Here is a 16,862-nt window from a genome sequence, read left to right on the forward strand (position 1 = left end):
TGCCCTGACTTCAGAAAAAGCTCTGCGGGTCGATATCGATGGCCATACGCAGCTCGCCCTTGAGCCGGAACTGCGCCGCCCATTCCGCCAGCGCCGCCTGCAGCGCCACGCCCTTCGGCGCCTTGACCAGCAGCCGCACCCGGTGCCGCCCGCGCACCCGGGCGATGGGCGCCGGCGCGGGTCCGTAGACCTGGGCCCCCACCCGCCGCAAGGGACCGTCCTGCCGCGCCATGGCGGCGCCCAGGTCGAAGACCTCCTGCACTTCGGTCGACGACAGGATCACCCCCGCCAGCCTCCCATAGGGCGGCATCCCGGCGGCGCGGCGCTCGTCGGCCTCGGCCTTCCAGAAGCCCTCCTCGTCGCCCGAAAGGATCGCGCGGATCACCGGATGCTCGGGCTGGAAGGTCTGCAGAAGCGCGGTGCCCGGCTTCTCGGCCCGGCCCGCGCGTCCCGCGACCTGCCGCATCAGCTGGAACGTCCGCTCTGCCGCCCGCAGGTCCGAGCCCTGCAGCCCGAGGTCGGCATCGATCACCCCCACCAGCGTGAGGTTGGGAAAGTTGTGCCCCTTGGCCACCAGCTGCGTGCCGATGACGATGTCGGCGCCGCCCATGGCGATCTTCTCGATCTCGGCCTTGAGCTGCCGCGCCGAGCCGAAGAGGTCCGACGACAGCACCGCCAGCCGCGCATCGGGAAAGACCTCGGCTGCCTCCTCGGCCAGCCGCTCGACCCCCGGCCCCACCGCCGCGAGCTTGCCCTCGACCTCGCAGGAGGGGCATTTCTCCGGCTTCGGCGTGCTCTCGCCGCACTGGTGGCAGATCAGCCGCTGCTGGAAGCGGTGCTCGACCATGCGCGCGTCGCAATGCGGGCAGGCGATCTGGTGGCCGCAGGCCCGGCAGATGGTGACCGGCGCATAGCCGCGCCGGTTGAGGAACAGCAGCGACTGCTCGCCCTGCGCGATCCGCCGCTTCACCGCCGCCTGCAACGAGGGCGAGATCCAGCGGCTGCCCGGCAGATCCTCGCCGCGCATGTCGAGCGCCCGCATCTGCGGCATCACCGCCGGTCCGAAGCGCGACACGAGATCGAGCCGCTGGTACTTGCCTGCATCGGCGTTGGCCCAGCTCTCGAGCGAGGGCGTCGCCGAGGCCAGCACCACCCGCCCCGAGCAGATGGAGGCGCGCAGCACCGCCATGTCGCGGGCGTTGTAGAGCACGCCTTCCTCCTGCTTGTAGGACGTGTCGTGTTCCTCGTCGACGACCGTCAGGCCAAGATCGCGGAACGGCAGGAAGAGCGCCGAGCGCGCCCCCACCACCAGCTGCGCGCCGCCCTCGGCCACCTGCCGCCAGACCCGTCGCCGCTCGGTCACCGTGACACCCGAGTGCCACTCGGCCGGCCTTGCACCGAAACGGGCCTCGACTCGGGTGAGGAACTCCGAGGTCAGCGCGATCTCGGGCAGCAGAACCAGCGCCTGCCGGCCCTTGCGCAGGGCCTCGGCCACCGCCTCGAGGTAGACCTCGGTCTTTCCCGAACCGGTGACGCCCTTCAACAGCACCGTGCCGTATTTGCCGGATCGCACGCCTTCGCGCAGCACATCGGCGGCGCTGGCCTGATCCTCGGTCAGGGCCTTGCCGCGGTAGTCGGGATCAAGCCGGGCAAAGGGCGTATCGCGCGGCGCCTCCTCCTCGCGCACCGCCCCCATCTTGGCCAGCCCCTTGACCACCGAGGAGGTCACCCCGGCGGCGTCGGCCAGTTCCTTGAGCGTCAGCGACAGCCCGCCCATCTCCTCCAGCACATCGAGCACCCGGCGGCGCGCATCGGTCATGCGGTCGGGCTCGCTGTCGCCCTTGCGGTAGATCTTGCGCATCGCCGGCCCGTCACCGAGCCCCGGTGCGCGGGTGGCAAGGCGCAGCATGGCGGTGCGCGGCGTCAGCGTGTAATCGGCGGAGCGCTCGAGGAACTCACGCAGCTCGGCGCGCATCGGCGGCGCGTCGAGCACCCGGAAGGCGGCGCGGACCTTGGCCGGATCAAAGCCGCCCTGCCCCGGCCCCCAGACCACGCCCAGCACCTTGCGCGGCCCCAGCGGCACCTCGACATAGGCGCCCTGCGCGCAGCCGCCCGCCGGTGCCTTGTAGTCCAGCAGCCGGTCGAGCGGCTGCGTGGTCAGCACCGAGATCAGCGTGCCTTCGTCGTAGAAATCATCCATGCGGGGCCGGTCCGTGAGCTTGTTTTCAAGGGTTTCAGCCCTTCCCTGCATGAGGTAAGACAGGCGCGAGCGAATGCCAAGCCAAGCCTGGAGGGCTTACCGAGATGAAATTCTTTGTCGACACCGCCGATGTGGACGCAATCCGCGAGCTTCACGAGCTCGGCATGGTGGATGGCGTCACCACCAATCCCTCGCTGATCGCCAAGTCCGGCCGTGACATCCTCGAGGTCACCAAGGAAATCTGCGACCTGGTCCCGGGCCCGGTCTCGGCCGAAGTGGTCGCAACCGACGCCGACGCGATGATCGAGGAAGGCCGCAAGCTGGCCGAGATCGCGCCGAACATCGCCGTGAAGGTGCCGCTGACCTGGGACGGGCTCAAGGCCTGCAAGGTGCTCTCGGAAGAGGGCAACATGGTCAACGTGACGCTCTGCTTCTCGGCCAACCAGGCGCTGCTGGCGGCAAAGGCCGGCGCGACCTTCATCTCGCCGTTCATCGGCCGTCTCGATGATCTGAACCTCGACGGGCTGCAGCTGATCGCCGACATCCGCGCGATCTACGACAACTACGGCTACGAGACCCAGGTGCTCGCCGCCTCGATCCGCTCGGCCAACCACATGTCCGAATGCGCCAAGATCGGCGCCGACGTCTGCACCGCGCCGCCGTCGGTGATCAAGGCGATGGCCAACCACGTGCTGACCGACAAGGGCCTCGCCGCCTTCCTCGCGGACGCCGAGAAGGCCGGCATCAAGATCGTCTGATTCGGCTGACCAGGACAGAAAGGCCCGCCTCCTTGGAGGCGGGCCTTTTCTTTGCAGGCGCTCTTGGTCTTTGCGGGCGCTCTTGCCCCTCGCCGGGCCAGGCGTCTCTGCCGCAGTTTGCGTATTTGAAAAGAGAAGAAGCAGGGCGGTCCACCCCGCCCCGGCGGCACTCGTCTTGGAGGGACTTTGGCGGACCGGGCGCGGGGCTTCTCCTCTTGCGGTCATCGGCTCGCCAGCCTGTACCGCCCGTCGAATCTGCACCCAGAATGGTTAATTCAAGGTTAGCACCGCCGGGAAGACGCGGCCCGCCCTTCTTCTCTTTCCAAATACGCGCATCCGGCAGCGGGGCCGGCGCGGCGCTCAGAGGTTGGGCTCGCCCTGCAGGCCCAGCAGCTTGCGGAAGCCGGTCCAGTAGCCCGGCAGCCGCGGCGGCTGCGACAGCCCCTCAAGCGCTTCCTCGGCGAAGCGCGGCATGGCGCGCGGCGCGAAGTCGCGGCCCCAGTCGAGATAGGCGTCGGCGTGCTCGGGGCGCAGCCGGCAGGCCGAGCCGACGAGGCCAACCAGCGTTTCGGGCGCCGAGTACCATTCGTCCTGGATGCCGGTGACCTTTGCTTTCAGCAGCGGGCCGACCCAGCGCATCAGGCGCTTTTCGGAGAACTGCAGCAGGAGCTCGCCCATCTCGTCGCGAGAATAGCCGATCAGCGGCGGGAAGGTGTCGAAGAAGACCGCCTGGCCGTCCACCACCGCGAAGTTGCGGATCGAGGGGTGGAAGCCGACGCGGCCCTCGATCTGGTCCGCGTTGTTCCAGAATCGCGCGATCACTTGCCCGGCGCTCTCCATCATCGCCAGCGTCGAGGCGAGGTCCTCGCGCTGCATGCGCGGGCGCATCAGAGAGGCCTCGGGCAGCGCCTCCTGCAGGATCACCGGCACCCGGCCCTGCCCGGTTTCCATCAGCAGGAACTCGGTCTTCGGCAGCGGCACGCCGGTCTGCTCCAGCGCCGCGACATATTGGTCATGCGCCCGCGCCAAACGTTCCAGCGCGGCGCCGTCGGGCAGCCCGCGGTAGACCTTCACCACCTTGTCCGCGAACGGCCCGTCCGCCGGGCGGAAGGGGGCGCAGAAATACCCCAGCCGCGAAATCGGCTGGCCCTGCCCCTGCTGGTGGCGGCGGATGGTCTCGGCGAGCGCGGCGTGGTCGGTCATCTGGGTCATGTCTCCTGTTGGCGCCCGCTTTACCCGTTTGCCAGCGCCTCCGCCACCTCTGCCGTCAGCGCGGCGATCTCGGCGCGGGCCGGGGTCTTGCGGCCCTCGGCGGCGCTCTGGCCGCGCCCGAAGGCCTCGGCGTAGCCCACCCGGTTGGCGAGCTGCGCGGCGGCGATGGGCACCTCCATGGCCTGCACCGCCTCGGCGATCTCGCCCGAGAGCCGCGTGCCGGGCCGGGTCCGGTTGAGCACCACCAGCGCCGCGCGGTTCTCCCGCCGCGCAAGGTCGAGCACCCCCTCGGTGGCCCAGAGGTCGAGGTGGCTCATCGAGACCGGCACCACCACCAGGTCGGCGGCGCGCAGCGCCGGGCGCAGGTCGCTGTCGGCCTTGGGCGGGGTGTCGACGATCACCACGTCATGGCTCGCCGCGAGCTTGCGGCACTCATACGTCACCCCCCCAGGCCGAGGAGGTGGCAAACTCCAGAGTCCCGAGCGCGCCGGGATCGCGCTCCAGCCGGGTCATGAACCAGCGCCCGAGGCTGCCCTGCGGGTCGATGTCGACCAGCGCGACAGACTTGCCCTGCGCAAGGAAACCGATGGCGAGATTGGCCGAGAGCGTGGTCTTGCCCGAGCCACCCTTCTGCTGCGCGACGGTGATCACCGATCCGGTCATGAATGCCCCCCTGTGCGATCCAACGGCCCGTGCCGGACCCTTTCGCACCTGCAGCATAGCCGAAGACGGCACCCCGTCCAGTGGCCAGATGACGCGGGGGGAGACGCTCTGCCGGAAGCCACCCGCGCCGGGATTCACCCGCTCTTAAGGGTGGATCGGACAAGCTGCCTGCCCAGGAGGCTCCCGATGCGGCACTTGCTCATGCATGCCCTGATCTGCACGCTTCTCGGCACCGGCGCCACGCCGCTTGGGGCCGGTGCCTGGCTGCAGCCGACAGGGCGCGGCTTTGCCAGCACGACCACCCGGCTTTCCTGGGCGCAGGAGCAGACCGTTCAGAACTGGCCGCGCGCCGAGTTGCGCTATGACACTTTCTATCTCGAATACGGCGCCAGCCGCCGGCTGACCTTCGGCACCGATCTCGGGCGCTCGATCTCTGGAGGCGGCAAGGCGGTGGGCTTCGTGCGCTTTGCCCTGCTCGGCACCGGCCCGCTGCGCATTGCCGGCGAACTGGGTCTTGGCCAGATCGAGGGGGTGCGGGCACTGCGGCCGGGGCTCTCGGTGGGCGTCGGGCTTGAGCAGGGCTGGCTCAACGCCGATCTGCTGGCCGAGATTCGCGAGGCCGAGGGAACCGACTACAAGCTCGACCTCACGCTGGGGGTGCGCCTGCCGAAAAAGACCCGGCTCATCCTGCAACTCCAGAGCGGCGCGCCGCAGGGTGACTCGCCCTTCGCCCGCCTCGCCTCCTCGGTGGTGCTGCCGCTGCGCAGGCGCCTGCAGATCGAGATCGGCGCCAGCCAGGGGCTGACCGGTGATGACAGCTCAGGGCTTTTTATGGGCCTCTGGAGCGAGTTCTGAACGGCGAGAGGCCGGCGCCCCGCGGCACCGGCCTCCCCCTCTGCATGGCGGCGCGGTTCAGTAATCCATCCGCACCATCATCGTCAGGTCGCCCCGCATCGGCTCGGGCCAGACCACATGCACCTCGTCCTTGGCGCTGCCGCCCTCGGTGGCCGTATAGGGGGTGACGAACATGCTGACATTGCCGGCATTGCGCGGGCGCGAGCGCAACACGAGGCTCTGCACCTCGCGCGTCTGCCCGCCAAAGGGCAGCCGGTTGCCGGTCTCCACAACCCAAGTGCTCGCATGGCTGTTCTGCGCATGGGCCACCTGCAGCGGGTTCTCGGTCTGCAGCTCGACGTTGTGGAAGGTGTTCGAGCCGACGAAGACCCGCCGCATGGCCTCGAGGTTCAGCGGCGCAAAGGACGTGTCGACCCGGTCCACCCGCACGATCGTCCCGCCGACGCAGCGGAAGAGGTTCCCCGACAGGTTCAGACCGTTGACCATGTGGCCCGAGCCATAGGGCTTCACCACCAAGAAGGAGAACCACTCGGCAACGTCAGAGCACAGCATGACATTGCCGGTGACGGACAGCCCGGCGAAGCCGAAGCCGCCGGTGAAGTCGGGCTCCGGCTCGCGCTCGTTGGTCCACTCGATGAAACAGTTGTCGATGTAATTGCCGGTGATCGTGGTGTTGCAGGCACGCAGGCAGAGCACGATCCCCGCCGACCGGATGCCCGCGCCGCTGTCATCACCCTGAAAGAAATGATTGCCCGAGATCACCGCATGCGCCCCCGAGACCACCGCGAAATGGCGGAACTGCGAGGCGCGGTTGTTGCGGATCTTCACATCGTTGGCGTTGGTGTTGATCGCCACCGACTGGCGGTTCTGGGTCGCAAGATCGCCCTCGGCGCTGAGGAACTGGGTGTGATCGACCAGCAAGCCCTGGCAGCCGTCGCCGGGCGAGGTGATGCCGCGGTGGCCGGGGCGGTTGAAGACGCAGCTGCGGATGACGTTCACCGTGCCCGCGGGCGGCAGCAGGATGCCGCTCGCCAGCTCCGAGCATTGGAACTCCACACCTTCGATCTCGAATTTCTCGAGCTTGGTGAAGCCCGAGAAATCGAGCAGGTAGCGGAAGCGGGTGAAGGTGTAGCCCTGCGTGCCGACGGCGTCCGAGAGCGGCTGCGACAGGGTGATCGTCGCGGCGCCGACGTTCTTGTCCTTCACGTAGATCTCGCGCCCCACCCCGGCGCCGGTGACAAGGCTGCCGACCTCGATATTTGCGATGTTCGACACGTTGGTCAGCTGCCAGGGGTTCGAGGCGGCATAGGTCGCCGTGCCGGTGACGCTGGCCGCATCCCAGCCGCTGCCCGCCTCGGCGCGGAGCTGGCCGTTGCGCAGAACCCGGCGCTGCGAATAGGTGTCACGGTTGTCCACCGCCGCGCGCACGTCGAGCGGCTGGGTGAGCGACACGCGCCGCCCGCAGAGATCGAAGCTCTCGTGGTCTGCGTTGTTCAGCAGCGACTGCAGCCCCTTGGCCAGCGCCTGCGCCTCGTCGCCGCCGAAGGCCGCGAGATAGGCGGGGAAGTGGAAATCCCGGGTCAGCGACAGGATCGCCGAGGCCGGCATGCTCAGCTGCCCCTCGAAGCGCACGGGGTTCTCCAGCGTGACCGAGTTGGCGAGCCGGTAGGTCCCGGCGGGCACCACGATCTGCCGCCCATCGGCCACGGCGTCGGCAGCCTCGAAGGCGGCGCTGTCATCGGTGTTGCCGTCGCCGAGAGCGCCATAGTCGCGCACGTCGACGCTGGCCATCATGCCGCGCAGGAAGTGCCCGGTCACATCCTCGATCCGCAGATCGTCGATCCGCACCACCCCGCCGCTGAGCCCGGTCAGGTCGAGCCCGAAGTGACCGTAGGTCGGCTCGGTGCCCCAGACGAGATCGACGCCGCCCCGCGATCCGCTGCCGACGATGGCCGAGACCTCGGCCACCTCGCCGTAACTGGTCAGCGCGACCGAGGTCCCAAGCATCGGCAGACCGGTCACCTCGACGTCACTGCCGGTCCCCGCCCAGCCGGCGATGCGTACCGAGGGCAGATTCCCCGAGACCGCCTTCAGCCGCGCGGTGATCCTCAGGTAGACGCCCGGCAGGATCGGCGTCTGCCCCATGTAGCGCAGCTTCTGTGTGGCCTCGGCCTTCTGCAGCTCGAGACAGCCGCCGAAGTCCGCATCCGCCGGGACGAAGGCCGCCGAGGCATAGGAGGCATAGGTGTCCGATCCGGGCCGCCCGTCGCCCCGCGACCAGACACCCAGCCCTTCGGAAAATGGCGTGGGGGTCAGCACCACCCCGTCGGTCACCGCAATGTTCATGGCTTGCACCTCTGCTCTGTATCGCCTCGCGGGGTCGTGCCGATCCCACGGGTCCAGAGGCTGACGGGCAGAGGTTAAGAGGCCCCGGCAGCACCGCGCGCGGCCAGCGCAACAGCGCCCTTCGGCACAAAGAAAGAGGGCCTCCCCGATCTCTCGGGAAGGCCCTTTCATCTCAGTATTTCAGCGACTTCAGCCCAGCTCGCCGGCGAGCCCCTTGCGGATCAGCGCGGCGGTCTCGGCGACGCCGTAGAGCGCGATGAACCCGCCGAAGCGCGGCCCTTGGCTCTGGCCCAGCAGCACTTCGTAAAGTGCCTGGAACCATTCGCGCAGGTTCTCGAAGCCATGCGCCTTGCCAACCGAGAAGACCAGCGTCTGCAGCGCCTCGTCGTCGACCGCGCCGTCGTAACCCTCGAGTTGGGCCGCGAGGTCTTCCATCGCCGCCCGCTCCTGGTCGGTGGGGGCGCGGAACTGCTTCGTCGGCTTCACGAAATCATTGAAGTAGCGCACCGCAAAGCCCGCTGCCGCGTCGAGGTCCGGGTGGGTCTTCGGCGCGGCGTCCGGCGCGTAGCGGCGGATGAAGCCCCACATCGCCTCCTTGTCCTCGGCACCGGCGGCCGAGGCGAGGTTGAGCAGCATCGAGAAGGGCACAACCATCTTCGATTCGGGCACGTCGCCGCCGTGGATGTGCCACACCGGGTTCGCGAGCTGCGCCTTCACATCCTGCGTCGGGTAGGCGCGGAGCTGCTGGTGGTACTCGTCCATCGCCTTGGGGATCACGTCCCACCAGAGCCGCTTCGCGGTCTTCGGCTTCTGGAACATGAAGTAGGACAGCGACTCGGAGGAGGCATAGGTCAGCCACTCGTCGATCGACAGGCCGTTGCCCTTGGACTTCGAGATCTTCTCGCCGTTCTCGTCGAGGAAGAGTTCGTAAGTGAAGTGCTCGGGCGCGCGCACGCCGAGCGTGCGGCAGATGCCGTCATAGATCGGCGTGTTGGTCGAGTGATCCTTGCCGTACATCTCGAAATCGACGCCGAGCGCCGCCCAGCGGGCGCCGAAGTCGGGCTTCCACTGCAGCTTCACGTTGCCGCCGGTCACCGGCAGCGTCCATTCCTTGCCGTCGTCATCGTCGAAGGTGATGGTGCCCTCGGCGGCATCGACATGCTTCACCGGCACGTAGAGCACGCGGCCGCTCTCGGGGTGGATCGGCAGGAAGATCGAATAGGTCGAGGCCCGCTCCTCGCGCAGCGATTTGAGCATGATCTTCATCAGATCATCGTATTTCTCACAGCAGCGCAGCAGGATTTCGTCGAACTGGCCGGATTTGTAGAAATCCGTGGCCGAATAGAATTCGTACTCGAACCCGAAGGTGTCGAGGAAGCGGCGCAGCATGGCGTTGTTGTGGTGGCCGAAGCTCTCGAACTCCTCGAAGGGGTCCGGCACCGAGGTCAGCGGGCGTTGCAGGTTCTCCTGCAGCAGCTCCTGGTTCGGCACGTTCTCGGGCACCTTGCGCATGCCGTCCATGTCATCCGAGAAGCAGATCAGCCGGGTCGGGATGTCCGAGATCACCTCGAAGGCACGGCGGATCATCGTGGTGCGCGCAACCTCTCCGAAGGTGCCGATATGCGGCAGGCCCGACGGGCCGTAGCCGGTCTCGAACAGCACGTATCCCTTCTCGGGCGGCGTCTTCTCGTAGCGTTTCAGCACCCGGCGCGCCTCTTCAAAGGGCCAGGCCTTCGAGCTCATTGCTGCGTCGCGCAGTTCGGACATGAGGAAACACTCCTTAGGGGAAGAAACGCCCACGATCACGGGGCAGTGCGCCAGCCTCCTATTGCAGGCAGGGCACGGGGTCAATAAATTGCCCGTAGCATGATTTTTCCGGAGTATTCCAGTGCCCGACGCCGCCCCGCACCCGATGACACCGCAAGACTGCCTTGTCGCTCTGATGATCGCCGTCTCGGCCTCGGACGAGAACATGCGCACCGCCGAGCTGGTGAAGATCGAATCCGCCGTGAACATGCTGCCGATCTTCAGCGATTATGACATCGACCGCATGCGGGTGATCACCGACCTCGTGTTCGACCTCTTCGAACAGGAAGACGGGCTCGACGCGCTTTTCGGCCTGCTGCGCGACAACCTGCCCGAGCGGCTGAACGAGACCGCCTATGCGCTGGCCTGCGATGTGGCCGCCGCCGATGGCACGCTGCGCGAGGAAGAGCTGCGGCTGCTCGAGGAAATCCGCTACGAGCTCGACATCGACCGGCTGCATGCCGCCGCCATCGAGCGCGGTGCTCGGGCGCGCCACCTACGCGCCTGACACCGGCCCTCGGGCGTCAGGGCTCCGCGGTTTCCGTGAAGGCCATGGCGCCCGACGAGGTCTGCGTGGCCGGGGTCACCCCGGAGAGCGCCACGGCCTCACCCCCCCTTGCCTTCGGGGAACAGCTCGCCCCAGCGCCGGATCAGGTCCTGTTGCAGCATCTTGGCGCGGGTGTTCCATTCCATCATGCCCGGCGGGCGCTCGCGCTCCTCGATCGGGATTGCGTCGCGGCGCGGCACGTCCCCGCAGAAAATCGCAAAGACCAGACCCTCGCCGCTCGGCAGGTCGACGTAGCCCGCCAGACCGCTGACGAAGTTGAGCGTCCCGGTCTTGGCGTGCACTTCGAGCGAGGTATTTTTCACCGGGCGGCCGCGATTGTCGAGCACGGTGATCGGCTTCATCAGCGGCTTCAGCTTCAGCCGCCGCTCGGCCTGCAGCACCGCCGAGGCCACATCCGCCGCCGCGACGCGGCTGTCGCCGCCAAGGCCGGAATGATCGACCATCGCCACGTGGGTTAGCCCCATGCTCTCGCGCGCCCAGGTATTCATCTCTTCCGCCGAATGCTTGATCGACAGCGCATGGCCAAGCCGCTTACGCGTGGCCGTCAGCCCCACCAGCTCGGCAGTGAGGTTCGTGGAATACTTCAGCATGTCCTTGAGCACGACGTGGAGCGGCTCGCTCTCGACGCGCCCGATGAAATCCACCGTCTCGACCCCGTGCTCGATCACCGGCTCGGGCAGCTGCAGCCCCTTCGAGCCGGCCAGCGCCTGGAAGACCTCGCCCACGTAGAGCTCGGGCTTGCGCACCGGCAGCCAGCGCGAGCCGCCCTTGCCGAGCGCATGTTTCGCCACGCTCCACTCGTCGCGGCCGTTGAGATCGTCATAGGTGTAGATCGGCCCATTGCGGTCGGCGACCGCCATATGCGCCATGCGCACCGCCTGCCGCCCCGCCATAGAGGGGGCGTCCATGCTGACCTCGTAGCCGTCGCCGGCCTTCTCCCATTCGAAGCTGACGCGGTTGTAGTTGAGGTTGATCCCCGCGACCGCCGGGTTGTAGGCGACATGCACGGGCTGCTCGGTGTCGATGACCGGAGAATAGGGCAGCACGCCGCCGTCGACGATGAAGCGCCCGGTGATCGACCTGATCCCCACTTCCTCGAGGTTGCGCGCCAGCTTGGCAAGCCCGTCGGTGTCCAGCGTCGGATCGCCGCCCCCGACCAGCACCAGATCGCCCTTCAGCTCGCCGCCGACGATGGCGCCGGTCGTCCAGAGCTCGGTCGAGAAACGGTAGTCCGGGCCCAGCACGTCGAGCCCGTAAGAGGCGGTCAGCGACTTGGCGACGCTGGCCGGTGGCAGGCCGAGCGTGCCACGGTGGCTTTCAAGCAGCTTGCCGGTGGCGGCGCTGAGCACCGCGTAGCCGACCACCCCGTCGCCGAGCCGCGCCTTGGCGATCAGCTCCTCGGGTGTGTCGAGGCTGCGCACGGCGACGTTGTCGCCACGGCCCAGCGGCCTCAGCGAGCGCTCGGGCGCCTCCGCGAAAGCCGGGGCGGCAGCCGAGGCGAGCCCCGTTGCAGCAAGGGAGAGCAGGAAGTGACGACGAGAGAGTCCGCGGTTCATTCCGCCGATCTAACCGATGCGCACAGAGCGCAGCAAGCGTGCAGGCTCTCGTGGCGCTTCACATTTCCGCCGGTTCCCCAACCGCTCATCGCCGCCCCTGCGCCCGGAGGGCGGTCGAGCTGAGGTCGGACATCGGCAGGTTGACAAAACACCAGCTTGGCGGCGTGCTCAGCGGCAGCAGCGGCGCGGCGCTGCTCGGCAGGCGGGCATGGCGGAAGACCGAGGCCGCCACCGACCCCTGCGCGGCAAGCCGGCTGCCGGGCCGCGCCAGCACGCCGACGGGCACGCGGCGCATGATCTCCTGCCAATCCTCCCAGCGGTGCAGCTGCGCGAGGTTGTCCGCCCCCATCAACCAGACGAAGCGCACGCCGGGGTGACCCTTCTGCAGCAGCGCCAGCGTGCGGGCGGTGTGACGGGTGCCGGCCAGCGCCTCGAAGCCGCTGATGCTGACCCGCGGGTGCTGCATCAGTTCGCGCGCCGCGGAGATGCGCGCCTCGAGCGGCGCGGGACCCTTTGCTTTCAGCGGGTTGCCGGGGCTGACCAGCCAGAGGACCCGGTCGAGCCGGAAGCGTTTCAGCGCCTCGAGGGTGATGCGGACATGGCCTTCATGCGGCGGGTCGAACGAGCCGCCGAGCAATCCGATCCTCTGCCCGGGTGCCAGATGAAACCCGGTCTGATGCGCAGTCCAGAGCATCCCGCCCCTTCCTTCAGGAATGAATGCCCAAAGACACAGGATTTTGGACGGGGATCAACCGCATTTTTGCACCCCGTCATCCATGGCCAGGGTCAGGACCCGTGATCCCGGAAAACAAGGCATTTGCTTTCCCCCCCTTGCGGTGCCATACACGCCCGCAAAGCTTTTTCACCGGAGGAACCGATGGCCAGCTATCAGTACGTCTACCACATGGACGGCGTCTCCAAGACCTATCCCGGCGGCAAGAAATGCTTCGAGAACATCCGTCTCAGCTTTCTGCCCGGGGTGAAAATCGGTGTCGTCGGCGTCAACGGCGCCGGTAAATCGACCCTGCTCCGCATCATGGCGGGCATCGACAAGGACTTCTCGGGCGAGGCCTGGGCCGCCGAGGGCGCCAAGGTCGGCTACCTGCCGCAGGAGCCCGTGCTCGACTCGTCGCTCGACGTGCGCGGCAACGTTATGCTCGGCGTCGCGGCCAAGAAGGCCAAGCTCGACCGGTTCAATGAACTGGCGATGAACTACAGCGACGAGACCGCCGACGAGATGGCGCAGCTGCAGGACGAGATCGATTCGCAGAACCTGTGGGATCTCGACAGCCAGATCGACGTCGCCATGGAAGCGCTGCGGTGCCCGCCGGATGACGCGGATGTCACCACCCTCTCGGGCGGTGAGAAGCGCCGCGTCGCGCTCTGCAAGCTGCTGCTTGAAGCGCCGGACATGCTGCTGCTCGACGAACCGACCAACCACCTCGACGCCGAGACCATCGCCTGGCTGCAGAACCACCTCATCGACTACAAGGGCACGATCCTCTGCGTCACGCACGACCGTTACTTCCTCGATGACATCACCGGCTGGATCCTCGAACTCGATCGCGGCCGCGGCATCCCCTACGAGGGCAACTACTCGAGCTGGCTGGAACAGAAGGCCAAGCGGCTCGAGCACGAGGCCCGCGAGGACAAGGCCAAGCAGAAGACCCTCGAGCGCGAACTCGAGTGGATGCGCCAGGGCGCCAAGGCCCGCCAGGCCAAGTCGAAGGCGCGTATCGCGGCCTACGAGGAAATGGCAGGCCAGTCCGAGCGCGAGAAGGTCGGCAAGGCCCAGATCATCATCCCCAACGGCCCGCGCCTTGGCAGCAAGGTGATCGAGGTCGAGGGTCTGAAGAAGGCCATGGGCGACAAGCTGCTGATCGAGGATCTCGACTTCTCGCTGCCGCCGGGCGGCATCGTCGGAGTCATTGGCCCAAACGGCGCCGGCAAGTCGACGCTGTTCAAGATGCTCACCGGGCAGGAACAGCCGGACGAGGGCTCGGTCACCTACGGTGACACGGTCAAGCTGTCGTATGTCGACCAGTCGCGCGACGATCTCGCCAGCGACGCCACGGTCTGGGAAGCGATCTCGGGCGGTGCCGAGATCATCCAGCTGGGTGACGCGCAGATCAACAGCCGCGCCTATTGCGGCGCCTTCAACTTCAAGGGCGGCGACCAGCAGAAGAAGGTCGGCCTGCTCTCGGGCGGTGAACGCAACCGCGTGCACATGGCCCGCCTGCTGAAGGAGGGCGGCAACGTCCTGCTGCTCGATGAACCGACCAACGACCTCGACGTGGAGACCCTCCGCGCGCTCGAGGACGCGCTTGTCGACTTCGCCGGCTGCGCCGTGGTGATCTCGCACGACCGCTTCTTCCTCGACCGTATCTGCACGCACATCCTGGCCTTCGAGGGCGAGGCGCATGTGGAATGGTTCGAAGGCAACTTCGAGGACTACGAGGAAGACAAGAAGCGCCGCCTCGGCGCAGCGGCGCTCGAGCCGACCCGCGTGAAGTTCAAGAAATTCGCGCGCTGAGCCGGTTTCCGCCACTCTGACTTCACAACCCGATCAGCCCCACGCACGTCACCGTGCGTGGGGTCTTTCGTTTTCCCGGGCGACGGATTACCTGCCCCGCCACGGGAGAGATGATGAATCGCAAGCTCCCGGGCAAACAGCAATCAGTCTGAGAATTTGACATGAGCACGCAGTCCGCACAGGCATCGCAGCAGACGGCCCGCAAGCAGCCGGACCCCCAGCCCCAACCAGAGTTCCGCTTCACCGACTGGGCGATGATCTGACGCTCAGGTGGCGAGCAGCGCCACCGCCCACATGCCCAGGCCGAACACCGTGTGGGCCAGCAGACCCAGCGCCCGCCCCTTCCATGGGGTGGGCGTTTTCGACAGGGCCCAGCCCAATCCCATGCCCGGGTGCATCAGGAACCATCCCGCCCCGATGGTGACCAGCGCGAAGAGCCAGAGCGGCGCGAAGCCCGGCTCCTCCAGCCAGCCCTCCCCGGCCAGGATCACGAAGATCACCCCATAGGCGATGCCCACCGCGTAGTGGAAGCTCCAGCCGATGGCGCTCTCATTCGGGATCGGTGGCGTGGCGGTGATGTCGTCGTGAAAGACGTTCCCGCCGAGCGCGCGGACCAGCCAACGCCCCTGGTTGCGCCATGCGGGCCTCGGGGTTCCCAGCACGAGATGCAGGAGCAGCGCCCAGAGATCCATGGCGACGGTGCCCCCAAGCCCCATGGCAATTCCGACAAACACCTGCTGCATCACATCACTCCCTCGACGCGACAGGCTTGCCGCAAGGGAAGCCGAACCACAAGGGGCGAAGCGCTGCCAGCCGTGCTGATCCGCACCCAGCCTGCCGTGTGGCCGCAGCGGCCGAGCGGCAAACCCTTGATGCCAATAGTGACTATTGGGCACTGGCAGCGGCGGAGACCCGCCCCCAAACCCGAATCCCCTTGATTTTCGGGGTTCAACATGGCATTTTACTGACCGCTTAGGCTTCTATTCGACGACCCAGTTCCTACCCGGCACGCAGTCTATCGATACAGACGTTTCTACGCCGGGCTGCCACAGTTCCGTGGGCAGCATAGACAGGAAGGGGTTTATCCCATGGCAACTGGTACCGTGAAGTGGTTCAACACCACCAAGGGTTATGGCTTCATCGCTCCCGATGGCGGCTCCAAGGACGTTTTCGTCCACATCTCTGCAGTCGAGCGTTCGGGCCTCACCGGCCTCGCTGACAACCAGAAGGTGACCTACGAGCTGCAAGCTGGTCGCGACGGCCGCGAAAGCGCCGTGAACATCCAGCTCGCCTGAGCACCGGATTTCGCGGGGGACTTCTCCCGCAAAGCGAAGGGGCGGCCCGTCTGGGACCGCCCCTTTTGCTTGGCTGCCTGGCCCTCTCCGCGCGGCCGTGCCCGTTCAGGAGAAGGCGTGGCCCGCCTTGACACCCAGCTTGCGGAAGACGATCGCCGCCGGGCAGAAGCCGGTGACCGCCGACTGCATCAGATTCACCCCGATGAAGACGGTGAACCAGACCCAATAGGGCGACACCCAGACGGTGAGCGCCACGCTCAGCAGCACCATCGCCCCGGCAAACAGCATTACGGCACGGTCCAGTGTCATGTCCTGCACTCCTTCAGACCTCCGGGCGCCCCTGCGGCCCCCTGTTGAAAGCAATGTAGGCGCCTTCGGGGATAAATTCAATATTCTGAATGTTAATGGCGTGTCAGCGGAACAACCGCCAGCCGGCGAGCAGCCGCGTCGCCGTGGTCACCGCGCAGGCCGCCGCGAAGAGCCATGCGAGCGGCGCGAAGGCTGCGGGGAAAAGGCAGACCGCCACGAAGAGCGCGATGGTCTCTGCCCCCTCTGTCAGCCCGCCAAGGTAGTAGATGCCCTTGCTCGGGTAGTCCGCCGCCACCATCTTGCGCCGCTCGGCGATCAGCGAGAAGGCAAGGAAGGAAGAGCCGGTGCCGATGAAGCTGGCGGTCAGCGCCGTGGCGGCCAGCGCGTTGGCCTGCGGATCGGCCAGCGCGAAGCCAAGCGGGAAGAGCGCGTAAAACAGGAAGTCGAGCGCGATATCGAGAAAGGCGCCGCGATCGGTCGGCCCGGCGCGGCGGGCAATCTCGCCATCGAGCCCGTCGGCCAGCCGGTTCGCCGCCAGCCCGGCCAGCGCCAACCCGAAGGCGCCGCAGGCCGCTGCCCCTGCCCCCGCGAGGCCGCAGGCAAAGCCTGCCAGCGTGACCCAGTCGGCCTTGATGCCCCGGCTGTGCAGCGCATGGGCGACGGGATGCAGCAGGCGGCGCTGCAATGGCAGGAGGTAAGCGTCGATCATGGCGGCAAGTCTTGGACCGGCAAGGCGCGGCGTTCAAGCGGCTCTGCTCAGC

14 protein-coding genes and 1 pseudogene are annotated in these 16,862 nt (G+C 67.3%); 5 read left to right on the plus strand and 10 right to left on the minus strand.

The features are described 5' to 3' along the window. Window positions 1-10 precede the first annotated feature (10 nt). Window positions 11-2,200, minus strand: coding sequence for a primosomal protein N' (locus CLG85_RS05480; RefSeq protein WP_260348542.1), 2,190 nt, complete (start codon window positions 2,198-2,200; stop codon window positions 11-13). A 104-nt stretch (window positions 2,201-2,304) separates the two neighbouring features. On the opposite strand from CLG85_RS05480, the gene fsa reads away from it, so the two are divergent. Continuing rightward, window positions 2,305-2,958, plus strand: coding sequence for a fructose-6-phosphate aldolase (fsa, locus tag CLG85_RS05485; protein WP_095883108.1), 654 nt, complete (start codon window positions 2,305-2,307; stop codon window positions 2,956-2,958). A gap of 360 nt (window positions 2,959-3,318) precedes the next feature. Here fsa and CLG85_RS05490 read toward each other — a convergent pair whose 3' ends face one another. Beyond that, window positions 3,319-4,170 (minus strand): DUF6206 family protein, encoded by an 852-nt coding sequence (locus CLG85_RS05490; protein ID WP_311734959.1) that lies wholly within the window; start codon window positions 4,168-4,170, stop codon window positions 3,319-3,321. A 20-nt stretch (window positions 4,171-4,190) separates the two neighbouring features. Continuing rightward, window positions 4,191-4,833, minus strand: a pseudogene (gene parA, locus CLG85_RS05495) (ParA family partition ATPase). 186 nt (window positions 4,834-5,019) lie between these two features. Here parA and CLG85_RS05500 point away from each other — a divergent pair. After that, on the plus strand, window positions 5,020-5,688 hold the full coding sequence (locus CLG85_RS05500) for a hypothetical protein (protein WP_235865403.1): 669 nt from the start codon (window positions 5,020-5,022) through the stop codon (window positions 5,686-5,688). Window positions 5,689-5,745: 57 nt separating this feature from the next. On the opposite strand, the gene CLG85_RS05505 is transcribed toward CLG85_RS05500, so the two are convergent. Further along, window positions 5,746-8,034, minus strand: coding sequence for a glycosyl hydrolase family 28-related protein (locus CLG85_RS05505; RefSeq protein WP_095882540.1), 2,289 nt, complete (start codon window positions 8,032-8,034; stop codon window positions 5,746-5,748). Between the two features lie 189 nt (window positions 8,035-8,223). Further along, window positions 8,224-9,801 (minus strand): lysine--tRNA ligase, encoded by a 1,578-nt coding sequence (locus CLG85_RS05510; protein WP_095882541.1) that lies wholly within the window; start codon window positions 9,799-9,801, stop codon window positions 8,224-8,226. 121 nt (window positions 9,802-9,922) lie between these two features. Here CLG85_RS05510 and CLG85_RS05515 point away from each other — a divergent pair, with 121 nt between their 5' ends. Next, a complete protein-coding gene (locus CLG85_RS05515; protein ID WP_092423805.1) occupies window positions 9,923-10,348 on the plus strand; it encodes a tellurite resistance TerB family protein in 426 nt (141 codons plus the stop codon). Window positions 10,349-10,446: 98 nt separating this feature from the next. Here CLG85_RS05515 and dacB read toward each other — a convergent pair whose 3' ends face one another. Together dacB and CLG85_RS05525 are read right to left on the minus strand one after the other, a co-directional pair. Further along, window positions 10,447-11,964, minus strand: a complete 1,518-nt coding sequence (gene dacB / locus CLG85_RS05520) for a D-alanyl-D-alanine carboxypeptidase/D-alanyl-D-alanine endopeptidase (RefSeq protein ID WP_260348543.1) — start codon at window positions 11,962-11,964, stop codon at window positions 10,447-10,449. 85 nt (window positions 11,965-12,049) lie between these two features. After that, window positions 12,050-12,658: a nicotinate-nucleotide adenylyltransferase gene (locus CLG85_RS05525; RefSeq protein ID WP_224847377.1), complete on the minus strand. Its 609-nt coding sequence runs from the start codon at window positions 12,656-12,658 to the stop codon at window positions 12,050-12,052. Window positions 12,659-12,841: 183 nt separating this feature from the next. Here CLG85_RS05525 and ettA point away from each other — a divergent pair, with 183 nt between their 5' ends. Next, entirely contained in the window at window positions 12,842-14,497 is a 1,656-nt protein-coding gene (gene ettA / locus CLG85_RS05530; protein ID WP_095883647.1) for an energy-dependent translational throttle protein EttA, read from the plus strand. A 266-nt stretch (window positions 14,498-14,763) separates the two neighbouring features. Here the strand turns inward: ettA and CLG85_RS05535 are convergent, their stop codons facing one another. Next, window positions 14,764-15,240, minus strand: coding sequence for a DUF2938 domain-containing protein (locus CLG85_RS05535; RefSeq protein WP_095883646.1), 477 nt, complete (start codon window positions 15,238-15,240; stop codon window positions 14,764-14,766). Window positions 15,241-15,585: 345 nt separating this feature from the next. Here CLG85_RS05535 and CLG85_RS05540 point away from each other — a divergent pair, with 345 nt between their 5' ends. Then, on the plus strand, window positions 15,586-15,792 hold the full coding sequence (locus tag CLG85_RS05540; protein WP_066104551.1) for a cold-shock protein: 207 nt from the start codon (window positions 15,586-15,588) through the stop codon (window positions 15,790-15,792). A gap of 105 nt (window positions 15,793-15,897) precedes the next feature. Here CLG85_RS05540 and CLG85_RS05545 read toward each other — a convergent pair whose 3' ends face one another. Beyond that, window positions 15,898-16,101 (minus strand): YgaP family membrane protein, encoded by a 204-nt coding sequence (locus tag CLG85_RS05545; protein ID WP_260348545.1) that lies wholly within the window; start codon window positions 16,099-16,101, stop codon window positions 15,898-15,900. A 103-nt stretch (window positions 16,102-16,204) separates the two neighbouring features. Then, window positions 16,205-16,810, minus strand: a complete 606-nt coding sequence (locus CLG85_RS05550; protein WP_260348546.1) for a CDP-alcohol phosphatidyltransferase family protein — start codon at window positions 16,808-16,810, stop codon at window positions 16,205-16,207. Window positions 16,811-16,862 lie beyond the last annotated feature (52 nt).

It is taken from the genome of Alloyangia mangrovi (assembly GCF_002300555.2).
GTDB classification, from domain to species: Bacteria; Pseudomonadota; Alphaproteobacteria; order Rhodobacterales; family Rhodobacteraceae; genus Salipiger; species Salipiger mangrovi.